General features: G+C 69.9%; 9 protein-coding genes. 5 read left to right on the top strand and 4 right to left on the bottom strand.

All coding sequences use genetic code 11. The features are described 5' to 3' along the window. Positions 1 to 70: 70 nt before the first annotated feature. Both AB0L60_RS22125 and AB0L60_RS22120 read right to left on the bottom strand, forming a co-directional pair. Positions 71 to 1,069: an LLM class flavin-dependent oxidoreductase gene (locus AB0L60_RS22125; protein WP_364616897.1), complete on the bottom strand. Its 999-nt coding sequence runs from the start codon at positions 1,067 to 1,069 to the stop codon at positions 71 to 73. 133 nt (positions 1,070 to 1,202) lie between these two features. Beyond that, positions 1,203 to 1,907 (bottom strand): hypothetical protein, encoded by a 705-nt coding sequence (locus AB0L60_RS22120; protein ID WP_364616895.1) that lies wholly within the window; start codon positions 1,905 to 1,907, stop codon positions 1,203 to 1,205. Between the two features lie 99 nt (positions 1,908 to 2,006). On the opposite strand from AB0L60_RS22120, the gene AB0L60_RS22115 reads away from it, so the two are divergent. Both AB0L60_RS22115 and AB0L60_RS22110 read left to right on the top strand, forming a co-directional pair. Then, entirely contained in the window at positions 2,007 to 3,191 is a 1,185-nt protein-coding gene (locus tag AB0L60_RS22115) for an acyl-CoA dehydrogenase family protein (RefSeq protein WP_364616892.1), read from the top strand. Between the two features lie 16 nt (positions 3,192 to 3,207). Next, a complete protein-coding gene (locus AB0L60_RS22110; protein ID WP_364616890.1) occupies positions 3,208 to 4,287 on the top strand; it encodes an acyl-CoA dehydrogenase family protein in 1,080 nt (359 codons plus the stop codon). Positions 4,288 to 4,483: 196 nt separating this feature from the next. Here the strand turns inward: AB0L60_RS22110 and AB0L60_RS22105 are convergent, their stop codons facing one another. Further along, complete coding sequence (locus tag AB0L60_RS22105) at positions 4,484 to 7,381, bottom strand: BTAD domain-containing putative transcriptional regulator (protein ID WP_364616888.1); 2,898 nt, start codon at positions 7,379 to 7,381, stop codon at positions 4,484 to 4,486. A gap of 230 nt (positions 7,382 to 7,611) precedes the next feature. On the opposite strand from AB0L60_RS22105, the gene AB0L60_RS22100 reads away from it, so the two are divergent. The 3 genes from AB0L60_RS22100 (at position 7,612) to tuf (ending at position 11,694) form a co-directional block, all read left to right on the top strand. Further along, on the top strand, positions 7,612 to 7,755 hold the full coding sequence (locus AB0L60_RS22100; RefSeq protein WP_364616886.1) for a hypothetical protein: 144 nt from the start codon (positions 7,612 to 7,614) through the stop codon (positions 7,753 to 7,755). A 9-nt stretch (positions 7,756 to 7,764) separates the two neighbouring features. Beyond that, positions 7,765 to 10,260 carry an MFS transporter gene (locus AB0L60_RS22095; protein WP_364616884.1) on the top strand — a complete coding sequence of 832 codons (2,496 nt, stop codon included), beginning with the start codon at positions 7,765 to 7,767 and terminating at the stop codon, positions 10,258 to 10,260. 258 nt (positions 10,261 to 10,518) lie between these two features. Further along, on the top strand, positions 10,519 to 11,694 hold the full coding sequence (gene tuf, locus AB0L60_RS22090) for an elongation factor Tu (RefSeq protein WP_364616882.1): 1,176 nt from the start codon (positions 10,519 to 10,521) through the stop codon (positions 11,692 to 11,694). A 130-nt stretch (positions 11,695 to 11,824) separates the two neighbouring features. On the opposite strand, the gene AB0L60_RS22085 is transcribed toward tuf, so the two are convergent. Further along, complete coding sequence (locus AB0L60_RS22085) at positions 11,825 to 12,640, bottom strand: SDR family oxidoreductase (RefSeq protein WP_364616880.1); 816 nt, start codon at positions 12,638 to 12,640, stop codon at positions 11,825 to 11,827. Positions 12,641 to 13,089: the final 449 nt, after the last annotated feature.

The following is a 13,089-nucleotide window of genomic DNA, read 5'->3' as shown; positions in this document are numbered from 1 at the left end:
TTGTCCTAGCGATCGGGTACTTCGGAAGCGAAAAATGGTGTGGGCCAGGGTCATCGGGCGATGCCGGAGGCTAGCCGACGGCGGGAGCGAGCTCGATGCGTGAGAGCACCTCGTCGCCGAGCAGGCGCAGGGCGGCCCAGCCCTCCTCGATCGGCAGCCCGCCGATCAGGGGGTTGATCAGGATTTCGGTACGGCCGCCCGCGATCTGGTCCCGCAGCTCGCCGGGGGTGAGGATCTCCAGGTATCCGTGCGCCCGTAGCGCATCCACCGAATCCGGCACCGTCTCGTGCGGGCGCGGCACCCCGTCCCGCCGCCACGACGCGTACTCGCGGATCTCGGTCAGAATGTGCGGGCCGTAGCGGTGCCAGGCCGCGTCCGGATCGGTGTGCAGCAGGGTGAGTCTGCTGCCGGGCTCGGGCTTGTGGACGAAACCCGCTGTGCCGCAACGTGCCAGCTCCCGGTAGTAGAGCTGCTCCACCTCCGGCATGGCCATCGGCAGCGACAGCGGCAGCCCGAACCGCGCCGCCCGCCGCGCGGCCGCCGCGCTCATCCCGGCGATGAGCAGCTGCGGACGGGGTGTGCTGCAGGGCTTGGGTGTGACATCGAACGATTGCCCATGGATCCGGATGGGTTCGTCCCGCCAAGCCGCGATCATGATCTCCAGGGCCTCGTCCATGAGCTTGCCCCGCCGCGTGAAATCCCGGCCCAGCGCCGCGTATTCCTCTGGCCGGTAACCGATTCCGGCGACCACGGTGAGCCGCCCGTCGCACAGATTGTCCAGCACCGCCAGGTCCTCGGCCAGCCGCACCGGCTCGTACAGTGGCACCAGCAGCGCGCCGATGCTGATCCGCATCCGCTCGGTCCGCGCCGCCACCGCGGCGGCCAGCAGCAGCGGCGCGGGCAGCCACCCGGTCCCCGACCCGTGGTGCTCTTCGCAATTGACGACCGTGAACCCGACCCGATCGGCGTACTCCGCCATCTCCAGTGCGGCCCGGTACCGCTCGCGGTGCCCGGCCGCCGGGTCGTTGACATTGGTCATATTGAGCCGGAGCGCGGCCACCACGTTCATTCAGCCAATATCGACGCCGAAACGGCTGTCCGGCAACACTCTTCGCCGCCCCAGCCAGGTACTCGGCGCAGGCCCGCAACCACCGCGAGAGGCTCGCCGTCCAGCGGTGCTATCGGCAGGGGTACCGGGAGCGTCAGGGGGATGCGACAGGGTGCGGGGTGTCGTCGAGGAGGCCGAGTTGCGCCGCGCGGACCCCGATCTGGAAGCGACTGCGCACCTCGAGGCGGATCATGAGCTCGGCGATGTGGCGGCGGTAGCTGCGCAGCGACATGCCCAGCCGGCGGGCTGCGGCCTCGTCGATCAGCCCGAGGTTGAGGGTATTCAGCACGGCGCGGGCGGTGGGGGTGATCTCGACGTCCGCGGTGTCGAGGTGCCCGGCCAGGCCGTGGCCGGACTGCCAGCTCAGCAGGGCGAACTGGTGCAGAGCGCGCAGCAGGGCGGGTTCGCGGACCAGGTAGGCGTACGGGTGGTCGGCTCCCGCGCCGCTCCACAGCACCGCCACGGTGCGGTCGATGATCAGCACATTGTGAAAGTCGTTGTCGGTCACCCGGATCTGCGCGCCCTGCGAGGAGTGCCGCAGCAGCGGCCGGCGGTCCCTCAGTTCCAGATAGTCGGGGGAGTAGAGCAGCCGCACCTGCTTGCCCGCGGCCAGCAGATCGTCCACGACAACCTGCCCGAGCCGCAGGTGATCACGGGAGTGGGTGGGATTGGAGACCGCTACCACCGCCTCTCGCCGGGCATGGCGGAGCAGGTGGTGGACGTCCTGATCCCAGTGCCCCTCCTGGCTGAACCGGACGATGCCGGTGGCCAGGGCGCCGGTCTGCTGTCGCTGCATCACTTCCCCGATCGTGACACGGGAACCGGTCGCTCCCGGTGGATCTGGCAGCTTCCTGCCAGCCGGGCGGATCCGGCCTCGCGGCTTCCTACCTTTCAGCCTATGCACATCAGTTTCAGCGATGAACAGAACCGGCTGCGCAAGCGGCTGCGCGAGTATTTCGCCGACCTCGTCACCCCGGAGGTGCGGGCGGCGCTGCGCTCGGGTCCCGGCGGCGAGCACGGCGACGGGACCGTCTACAAGGAGGTGGTGCGCCGGCTGGGCGCCGACGGCTGGCTGGCCCTCGGCTGGCCGGAAGAGCATGGCGGACAGGGCCGTCCGATGCTCGATCAGCTGATCTTCCTGGACGAGGCCGCCGCCGCGGGCGTGCCGGTGCCCTATCTCACGGTGAACACGGTCGGGCCGACCATCATGCGGTACGGCACCGCGGAGCAGCGGGCGTACTTCCTGCCGAGGATCGCGCGCGGCGACGTGCACTTCTCCATCGGCTATTCCGAGCCGGATGCCGGGACGGATGTGGCTTCGCTGCGCACCCGCGCCGTGCGCGACGGGGACGAGTACGTCATCACCGGCGAGAAGATGTGGACCAGCCTCATCGAATACGCCGACTACGTATGGCTGGCCGCGCGCACCGATCCGAGCGCGGGCAAGCACGCCGGGCTGTCGATCTTCATCGTTCCCACGGCGGCCCGGGGGTTTTCGTGGACCAAGGTGCACACCATGGCCGGGGTCGGCACCAGTGCCACCTACTATTCCGAGGTCCGGGTGCCCGCCGCCAATCTGGTGAGCGGGGAGAACCAGGGGTGGGCGCTGATCACCAATCAGCTCAATCACGAACGCGTGGCGCTGGCCTCGGCCGCGCCCCTGCAGGAATCGCTGCGGCAGGTGACCGAGTGGGCGCGCGCGACCGTCCTGCCCGACGGCTCCCGGGTCATGGACGCCGAATGGGTGCGGCTGCACCTGGCTCGCGTGCACGCGCACGCCGAGTATCTGAAGCTGCGCAACTGGCGGACCGCGTGGGCGGCCGATCGCGGTGCGCTCGGCCCGGCGGATGCCTCCGCCACCAAGGTCTTCGGGACCGAGTTCGCCATCGAGGGGTATCGGCTGCTCATGGAGGTGCTCGGCGCCGAGGCGGTGATCCGCGCGGATTCCCCGGGCGCGCTGCTGCGCGGGCGCATCGAACGCTGCCACCGGTCCGCGCTCATCCTGACCTTCGGCGGCGGCGTCAACGAGGTGCAGCGCGACATCATCGCCAAGAACGCCCTCGGCCTGCCCGTCACCCGCTGAGAAGAGGAGTAGCACCATGGATTTCGAATACACCGACGCGCAGCGGGAACTGTCGGGACTGGCTCGCGAACTGCTCGCCGACTGGGCCGGCCGCCATCCCCGGCCCTGCGACACCGGATTCGATCCGGACCTGTGGCGGGCCATGGCGGGCGCGGGCCTGCTGGACGCGGCGCTGCCCGAGCGTGCGAACGGCGGCGGCTACGGACTGCTGGAACAGTGTGGCGTACTGATCGAGATCGGCCGGACCGTCGCTCCCGCACCGTATTCCACGAGTATCGTGGTGGTCGCGGCGGCACTGGCCGAGTTCGGCGACGACGCGCAGATGCAGCGCTGGGTGCGGCCGCTGCTGCGCGGTGAGACCACTTTGGCGCCGGCGCTCGCGCGTGACTTCGTCGCATTCGAGGCCGAGCTCAGCGGGAACGGCTGGCGCATCAGGGGTTCGCAGTCGGTCGTCGCGGACGCGGCCTTCGCGGACGGATTCCTCGTCGAAGCCCGTTGCGGCGCGAATTCGATGCTGCTCCTCCTGGATCGGGGCGCTGACGGCGTCACCGTGACCGGGCAGCACGTGGTGAACGGGACGGACGCGGCGGTACTGGAACTTCGTGATGTGCACCTCCCGGATCAGGATGTGATCGCCGCGCCCGAGGCCGCCGCCTGGGCCCGGCGCCGCGCGGCGGTGGCCGCGTGCGCGCTGCAACTCGGTATCCTCGAACGCGCCCTGGAGATGACTTGTGAATACGCCCGCACCAGAAAGCAATTCGACAAACCCATCGGCTCGTTCCAGGCGGTGCGCCAGCGCCTGTCCGACGCCTATATCGACGTCGAAGCCGTTCGCCTGACCCTCTGGCAGGCCGCCTGGCGCGAATCCCACGGGCTCTCAGCGGAATCCGAGGTCGACGTGGCGAAATTCTGGGCGGCCGAGGCCGGTCATCGCGTCGCCCACACCGCCGTCCACATCCACGCCAGCACCGGGATCTACCTGGACTATCCGATGCAGCGCTACTTCACCGCGGCCAAACGCGCCGAGTTCGAGGCGGGCGGCGCCACCGCGCACCTGCGCACACTGGGTGCGCGCCTGGACGCGGATCTGTCCTGAGAGATTCGGGGAAGGGGCCGGAGGCGCCGCCGGCCGGTGCCGGCGGCGGCTGTCCGATCTGCATGAGCCGGATGCGCACCCCTCGTGCGCACGCGGACATGACCTCATCGCGCGCGAGTACCCCGGGTGTTGCAGACCCGGGGAACCCGCGTGTCTGCACGCTCCCACGTGCCGATAAAAAGCGAATAAACGTTCTTTATTCGGTGGCCGGTCCCGGTGCGAACAGCGTCGCCAGTGTCGGTGCGGGCAGCCCGGCGCGGCGGAAGATCTCGGCAGCGTCGGCGTGCTCGCGGGCGGCGGCCTCGTGATCGCCGCGGGCCGTGCGGGCGGTGGCGCGCAGGGACAGCGCTCGCGCCCGGTCGAGGGGATCGGCCGCCTTGCTCAGCAGTCGCAGGGCCTGGGTGGCCTCGCTTTCCGCGGCGGCGTCGTTCCCGGCGCGCAGGTGGATCTGGGCCAGCCGGGTGCGTGCCCAGCCCTCCCACAGGCGCACGCCATTGCGATGGGTCATGTGCACCGCGTCCTCGGCCAGTGCCAGCGCGAGCGCGTGCTCGCCGAGCATCGAACGGGTGGCGGCCAATTCGTGGGTGGCCCAGCCCAGCGCGACCGCGTTCGACGACTCCTGGGCCAGCGCGATGGCCCGCTCGGCCACCGCCACCGCCTCCGCGTACTGGCCGGATTCGCACAGCGTGCGGGTGGCCAGGGCCAGGATCCACGCCTCCAGCGACCGATCGTCGAGTGCGCGGGTCCAGGCGATGGCATTGGCGTAGTGCCGATGCGAGTCCTTGGTATTGCCGGTGCGCCGATCCGCTACCCCGAGCAGGATCTCGGCCAGCACCTGCAACCGGCGCTCGGCATCGTCGGCGGGCTGCGAAATCGGTTGCAGGAACTCCAGACTCGCCTCCACCTCGCCCAGCCCGATCTGCATCATGGCGCCCAGCGCCACCCGCAGCCGTCGCGCGCTGGCGTGGTCGCCGTCGCGGATCGCGGTGTCCAGCAGGGCCTTCAGGCCGTCGGCGAGCTCGCGGGCGCGGCTGCCGGTGTCCATGAGCTCCGACATCACCCAGGCCAGATCGGCCGCCAGCGCCACCGCCCGCCCGCCGAGCCGGGCCGCCTGGCGGTGCAGTGCGATGATCACCGGCCGCTCGACATCGTTCCAGGACTGGCCTTCCGCCCCGCCGGCGAAGGTGTGGCCCGGCACGGTGGTGGGCACCAGCAGCAGCGTGGTGTTGCTGTAATCCAGTGCGCCGAGCAGGTTCTTGGTGCTGGCCAGGTAGTAGTCCAGCAGCCGGACCACGATCTCCGATTCCCGTTCGCCGAGATCGCGGTTCGCGGCCGTCCCGGCCAGCCGGGCCGCGAACAGCCGCAGCAGGTCGTGGAAGCGGTAGCGGCCGGGCGCGGGCGTCTCCAGCAGGCTCAGATCCACCAGCGATTCGCACACCAGCTCGGCCCGCGCCACCGGCACGCCCAGCAGCGCCGCGGCCCCGTCGACCGGGAAGTCCGGCACATCGGCGCGGGCCAGCATGCGAAACGCCCTGGCCTGCTCGGTGTTCAGTTGCCCGTAGCCGAGGCGGAAGGCCGCCTCCAGGGTGAGGTCGCCGGTCTGCAGCACCTCGAGGCGCTGGCTCTCGTCGGCCAGCCGCTCGGCCAGCGAGGCGATGGTCCACTGCGGCCGCACCGCCAGCCGCGCACCGACGATGCGCACCGCCAGCGGCAGGCAGGCGCACTGCTCGATCACCGCGTAGGCCGCATCCCGTTCGGCCGCAACGCGTTCGGCGCCCAGGATGCGGGTCAGCAGCGTCATGGCCTCCTCGCGCTCCAGTACGTCGAGGCGGGTGCGCCGCACCGCGGGCAGTTCGGTGAGCGCGGAGCGGCTGGTGATCAGCACCGCGGTACCCGGCGTGCCGGGCAGCAGCTGCGCCACCTGGGCGCTGTCGCGGGCATTGTCGAGCACCACCAGAATCCGCTTGTCGCTCAACAGTGTTCGCAGGTGCGCGGCACGATCGTCCACGGCGGGCGGGATATCGCCCTCGGCGACTCCGAGCCCGCGCAGGAATCCGCCCAGCGCGTCCCCGGGCGGGATCGGTTCGGGGTCGACGCCGCGCAGGTTCACATACAGCTGCCCGTCGGGGAACCGGTCGCGCACCTGATGGGCGATGTGCAGGGCGAGGGTGGTCTTGCCGACTCCGCCCATGCCGCCGACCGCCGAGATGGCGACCGCGGGTCCGTCGCCGGTGAGCTGGGCCGCGATCTCCTCCGCGACGCGGGAACGGCCGGTGAAATCGGCGATGTCGGGCGGCAATTGGGCCGGGGTGACCACCGCGCGGGTGGGCCGCAGCACGGGCGGCAGCTCGGCGCGCAGGATCCGCGCGTGCACGTCACTGAGTTCCGGTCCGGGCTCCACGCCGACGCCGTCGACCAGGGCGCGACGGGCGCGCCCGAATTCCGCGAGCGCCTCGGCTTGCCGGCCGGAGTGGTACAGCCCGGTCATGAGCAGTGCGCGGAAGCGTTCCCGCAGCGGATGCTCCTCGATGAGCGGCCCGAGTTCGGCGACCGCCTCGGCGCTGCGGCCGGTTTCGATATCGAGGGCGAGGCGGTCCTCGAGGATCGAGAGCCGCCACTGTTCGAGCCGGGCCCGCTGCCGCTCGGCATAGGGCCCCGGCAGTCCGCCCAGCGCGGCGCCCTGCCAGCGGGCCAGCGCCGACTCCAGGGTGTCGCGGGCGCTGCCCGGATCCTCGTAGCGTAGCCGCTCGGCCGCGGCGACCTCGTCCTCGACGTCGTGAATATCGGTGCGCCCGGGCGGGAGTCGCAGGGCGTAGCCGTCGCCGATGGAGATCAGCAGGGTGGAGGGTCCGCGGTTGACGCGGTCGGGTTCCAGTTCGCGCCGCAGTTTGGCCACGTGGGTGCGCAGCGCGGGCACGGCGCGCAGCACCGGGTCCTCGCCCCAGATCCCCTCGACGAGCTCGGCGGCGGTGACCGCCTTGCCCTCGCGCAGGAGCAGTGCGGCCAGCACGGCGCGCCGCTGTGGCGGACCCAGATCCAGGGGCGTGTCCCCACGCCATGCGCGGACCTCGCCCAGTACGGCAAATCTCAGCAAACCGACCTCCCCGTTCGGGAGTCTAGAGGGATCGAGACAGCGACGATTCGCCGACTATCCTGCACCGATTCACGCCTTCCCTCGGGGAATGGGTCCGTGGTCCGGACCGTCACCCATCCTGCGCGTCGCACCGGCCATTGGTGGGTCATTGGCCGCTTCCAAGCGGCGAGTCCGACTCTGATCGCGGGCGCCGCACCGAGACGGACGCCCCCGATCGTCTGGAGGACCCCATGCGGCTGAAGTCCGCCATCGTCATCGCCGTGTGCGCCCTGGCCCTGGGGCTGGCCGCCTGCGAGGCGCAGCACGCGTCCACCGGTCCGGGCGGCGTCGCCACGCCGATCGAAACCGGACAGCCGGTCGCGCCTGCCACGTAACCTGTGGACGTGGCAATCGGTGACACGTCGCGCGGCGCGGCGCGGCCCGGAATCGCGCTGGCCACCGTCACCGCGGTCCTGTTCGTGACCTTCCTCGACACCACCGTGGTCTCCGTGGCGCTGGCCGACATCCGGTCGGAGCTCAGCACCGATGTCGTGCTGCTGCAGTGGGTGGTCAATGCGTACACCCTGGTCTTCGCGAGCCTCATGCTGGCGGCGGGATCCCTCGGCGACCGGTGGGGACGCAAACGCGTCATGGTCGCCGGGTTGGCGATCTTCTGTGCGGGATCGGTGATTTCGGCGCTGGCGGCGAGCGTGCCGATGCTCATCGCCGGTCGCGCGGTCATGGGACTGGGCGCGGCCGCGTCCGAGCCGGGCACCCTGTCGGTGCTGCGGCAGGTCTTCCCCGATCCCCGCGCCCGCGCCAAGGCGCTCGGGGTGTGGGCGGCGGTGTCCGGTCTCGCCCTGGCCGCCGGGCCGGTGCTCGGTGGCGTACTGGTCGGGGCGTACGGCTGGCGATCGATCTTCTGGTTCAACCTGATCCTCGGCGCGGTGGTGCTGGCCGCCGCGCTGCGGTATGTGCCCGAGAGCGCGGATCCGCAACCGGGGCAGCTGGATTGGCTCGGCTCGCTGCTCGGCGCGATCTTCCTCGGTGCGGTGATCTATGCCGCGATCAGCGGGGAGCACCGCGGATACGGCGCGCGCTCGGTGGTCGCGCTGTTCGTGCTGGGCGGGCTCGCGTTCCTCGCGTTCGTCGCCGTCGAGAACCGGGTTCGCAACCCCGTCTTCGACTTTCGCTATCTACGGCTTCCACCGGTGCGCAGCGCACTGTTCGTCGCCTTCGCGGTCTACTTCGGGGTCTTCTCGATCTTCTTCTTCACCGCGCTCTATCTACAGGTGATGATCCACTATTCGGCCGGGCGGACCGCGGCGGTGTTCGCGCCGATGGCCGCGGCGATCATGCTCGGAGCGGTGGCCGCCGGATTCTGGGTCGCACGTACCGACGCCCGCACGCCGATGTTCGTCGGCTGTGTCGTGGGTGCGGCGGGCATTCTGCTGACCCGGCACGCGCTGGACGGCACGGTGGAGTTCGCGCCGCTGGCCGCCACCCTGGCCGTCGCCGGTCTCGGGTTCGGCGTTGCCGTGGTGCCGCTCACCGCGGCGGTGCTGACCGGTGTACCCGCCGAGCATTCGGGCATGGCGGCCGCGGCCACCAACACCATGCGGCAGGTCGGGGCGGCCGTGGGCGTCGCGGTCCTCGGCTCGCTGGTCAACGGTTTCCTCACCGCCGATCTGCGGATCCGCCTCACCGAGCTGGGCCTGCCCGCCGACCTGCAACCCATCGCCATCGACGCGGTCGAACGCGGTCGCATCCCACCGGGACTCGACTTGGCCACGGCCATAAAGTACGCACCGCACGTCCACGAGGTCCTGCAGACGGCGACCGTGGCCTTCCGGCACGGACTCGATGTGGCGCTGGTGGTTTCGGCGCTGGCGATCCTGACGGCCGGGGCGTTCACCGCGCTCACCGGGCACGACGCCGACTCCGTGCGCTGGTGGCGCGAACTGCCCCCGGCCATGGGGGCTTTCGTCATGGCGACCGGAATCCTTTCCGTCGGAACGCATCTCACCGGATACAAGACGGTCTCGCGGCTGCTGCTGGCGCTCGCGGGCATCATCTGGCTGGTGCTGGCCGCCGATTTCGTCTCCCGGCAGCTCTGGGATCACGACCGCTGGGTATCCGAGGCCGATACCCCGGCGGCCCTGACCGCGGTGGCCGCGGCAACCGTACTGGGGACCCGGCTGTGCCTGCTCGGCTGGCAGGTCGTGGCCATCGCCCTGCTCGTGGTCGCGACGGTGGTGTGGCCGGTGCTGCTGGTCATGGTGATCCGGCACTGGAATCGGCGGATGCCCGGCGCGGTGTTCCTGGTCTGCGTGTCGACCGAGGGCCTGTCGGTGCTGGCGGCCACCCTGGCGGAGAACGGCGCCGGCGACTGGCTCGCCGCCGCGGCACTGGTGTGCTTCGTGCTCGGATTGCTGTTGTATCCAGTGGCATTCGCGCATTTCGACATCGCGGAGATCTGGCGGGGCGCGGGGGACCAGTGGGTCATGACCGGTGCCCTCGCGATCTCGGCCCTGGCCGCCTCGAAACTCACCGCCTGGCAGCGGTGGACGGGAATCCCGCACACGGTGCTCGAGGCAGTGACCCTGGCGCTGCTCGTCGTGAGCCTCGGCTGCTACGCGATTCTGGTCGGGGCCGAAGTGATTCGCTTCCGCCCCGGATACAACACGCGGCGGTGGGCGACGGTGTTCCCGCTCGGCATGACGTCGGTCGCGGCGCTCTCGACCGGTGCCGGACTGTCGCTGTCCTGGGCGCGGACCCTCGGCCGTGTGCTGTTCGTTGTGGCGATCGTCGTCTGGCTGCTCGTCGCGGCGGAGCTCGCCGCGACCCGCCGGCCCGGCCGTACCGAGCCCACTCAGCTCACCGGGGCGTCGGGTCCCTGAGTGACGTTGTGCCGGAGGGTGATCGGGAAAATCGATTGCGCCCGAGCCGATCCGCCCGGCACGATCGTCGGCATGTTCGCACAGTCCATCGCCGCATTCCCCGCAGTCGCGGGCGCGATGGCTGCTGCCCTGGTGGTCTTCGCATTCGACGGCGCACGACGCTGACCTTCTCCGGGACGTCCCGGGACCTCAGACGGGGAAGGTCGGCTCGCTGCTGAGGTCCCCTCGAAACCTTGACTCCCGGTTGGAGAACCAATCATGGCCAAGCAGGCCTATGTCCGCACCAAGCCGCACCTCAACATCGGCACCATGGGGCATGTCGACCACGGCAAGACCACGTTGACCGCCGCCATCACCAAGGTGCTGGCCGAGCGCGGCGGCACCGCCTTCGTCCCGTTCGACCGCATCGACCGGGCACCGGAGGAGATCGAACGCGGAATCACCATCAATATCGCGCACGTCGAATACGAGACGGCCACACGGCATTACGCGCACGTGGACATGCCGGGGCACGCCGACTTCGTGAAGAACATGATCACCGGCGCGGCCCAGCTGGACGGGGCCATCCTGGTGGTGTCGGCGGACGACGGCGTCATGCCGCAGACCGCCGAGCACGTGCTGCTGGCCCGGCAGGTGGGTGTCGAGCACATCGTGGTCGCACTCAACAAGGCCGACATCGCCGACGGTGAGCTGCTGGAGCTGATCGAGATCGAAGTGCGAGAGCTGTTGTCCGCCAACGGTTACGATGGCGACTGTGCTCCCGTGGTGCCGGTGTCGGGGCTGCGGGCGCTGCAGGGTGACGAGCACTGGTCGGTGCAGCTGTTGCGCCTGCTCGACGCTGTTGACGACTACGTGCCGATGCCGGTGCGCTACCTCGACGCGCCGTTCCTCATGCCGGTGGAGAACGTGCTCACCATTACCGGTCGCGGCACCGTCGTGACCGGTGCGGTGGAGCGCGGGCGCGTCCAGGCGGGCGACCGCGTCGCGGTGCTCGGCTTCGGCGGCACGATCGAGTCGGTGGTCACCAGCCTCGAAACCTTCGGCCGGACCATGGAATCGGCCGAGGCGGGCGACAATGTGGCGCTGCTGCTGCGCGGCGTGCAACGCGGTCAGGTGGCGCGCGGCCAGGTGGTCGCGGCGGTCGGCAGCATCGCGGTGCACACCGGGTTCACCGCGCGGGTGCGGCTGCTGACGGCGTCCCAGGGTGGTCGGCGCACGCCGATCGTCACCGGATACCGGCCGCAGTTCTTCGTCCGCACCGGTGACGTCTCCGGTCAGGTGGCGGTGCCGGAGGGCCGCGCGATGCCGGGCGAGACCGTCGAGGTGGCGGTCACGCTCGACCGCGCGATACCGCTGGAGCCCGGGCTCGGCTTCGCGGTCCGTGAGGGCAACCTGACGGTCGCCGCGGGCACGGTCCTCACCGTCGACGGCTAGCGGCCAACGAATCCCGGCCACCCAGTGTGGCCGGGATTCTCTCATCCGGCGTGCGAATCGTCCTCGACGATGGGGAATTAACGAATCATATTGCCATACTGAATAATTCGGATTCCGTGGCTTTTCGGTCTTATCGTTTGAGCCCTTGGGCGGTGGCGATCAGACGCTCCATCGCAGTGCGGGGCAGGATGCGGCGAATGGCGAACATCAGCGGGGCATTGCTTCCTACCGCATACAGCGGGTTGGGCCGGTCCGAGTCGGCTGCTGCCACAATGGTTTCCGCGACTTTCTCGGGCGGGATTCCCTTGCTCATCTGGCTGTCGAGCTTGGCCATGAACTTGGTGAACTCTGCGGTGTGCGGAGAGCCTTCAGCGATGTACTTCATCCGTCGCTCGCTCAGGCCGGTGTCGATCTGGCCGGGTTCCACGGTGGTGATCCACACTCCGTACGGCGACTCTTCGAAACGGGCGGCGGTCGCGAATCCGCGCAGTGCCGCCTTGGTCGCAACATACGAGGAGCGGTAGGGCATGGGGAAGCTGCCCAGCATGGAACCGACCATGACAACCCGCCCGTAGCCTCGCTCGCGCATCCCGGGCAGCACCGCCTGTGTCAGGGATACCGCACCGAACACGTTGAGCTGGAACAGCCTTTCGATTGCTTCCCGGGGCAGTTCGGCGAGCGGTCCGGCCTGGCTCTCTCCGGCATTGTTGACGAGTATGTCGATCGCGCCGAGTTCGGTGGTGAAGCGGTCGATCGAGGCGAGGTCGGTGATGTCCAGTGCGCGGTATTCGACTCCGGCCACGCGGTCGGCGGCGGCGATGGAGTCAGGGTTGCGGCTGGTGCCGATCACCTTGTGGCCGCGGGCCGCGAAGGCGGCGGCGGTGGCCTTGCCGATGCCGGAGGACGCGCCGGTGACCACCACGGTACGGGTCGTGTCGCTGCTCATACGGCAGACGTTATCGGGCTCGGTGGGACTCCGGCCAGGTGGTGGGTCGGTGCTGCGTCTGGATGTCGGGCCATGAACGCAGGACCTCGGCGCAATGGGCCCGGCGGTGTTCCGCGGCTGTCTCGCTGGTAACCGACCGGATGCCGAGCCAAATGCCGATGCCGAAGGTGGGTGCCGCCAGCGCGGGAATTAGCAGGATGGCGGTGACGCTCATGGTGGGCAGGCCTCGATTGCTGGTCGTCGTCCGGACCGGATGTGGATGAATCGCACGGGGGCACCGGCTGTTACGTGACGAATCGCGTGTCGACCGAAACGCATCATGTGTCGCATTCGAATCTGTCGGTTGCGCCACACCGGACGGTCTCTCGTTGATATGTTTCGCCAACCCGATGGGGAACAGACATTTGGTCGGGAGTAGTCGAAGAGGACGACGCGTACATGTTCGACTG

Origin of the sequence: Nocardia sp. NPDC051981, assembly GCF_040680715.1 — a bacterium.
GTDB lineage: Bacteria > Actinomycetota > Actinomycetes > Mycobacteriales > Mycobacteriaceae > Nocardia.
The sequence above is the reverse complement of the archived record's forward strand: the minus strand, read 5'-3'. Positions and strand labels throughout refer to the sequence as shown.

Bases quoted from the DNA above. Each gene is read 5' to 3' on its own strand.
- AB0L60_RS22115 (WP_364616892.1), top strand. From the start codon at position 2,007: ATGCACATCAGTTTCAGCGATGAACAGAACCGGCTGCGCAAGCGGCTG.
- AB0L60_RS22085 (WP_364616880.1), bottom strand. From the start codon at position 12,640: ATGAGCAGCGACACGACCCGTACCGTGGTGGTCACCGGCGCGTCCTCC.
- AB0L60_RS22110 (WP_364616890.1), top strand. From the start codon at position 3,208: ATGGATTTCGAATACACCGACGCGCAGCGGGAACTGTCGGGACTGGCT.
- AB0L60_RS22125 (WP_364616897.1), bottom strand. From the start codon at position 1,069: ATGAACGTGGTGGCCGCGCTCCGGCTCAATATGACCAATGTCAACGAC.
- tuf (WP_364616882.1), top strand. From the start codon at position 10,519: ATGGCCAAGCAGGCCTATGTCCGCACCAAGCCGCACCTCAACATCGGC.
- AB0L60_RS22100 (WP_364616886.1), top strand. From the start codon at position 7,612: ATGCGGCTGAAGTCCGCCATCGTCATCGCCGTGTGCGCCCTGGCCCTG.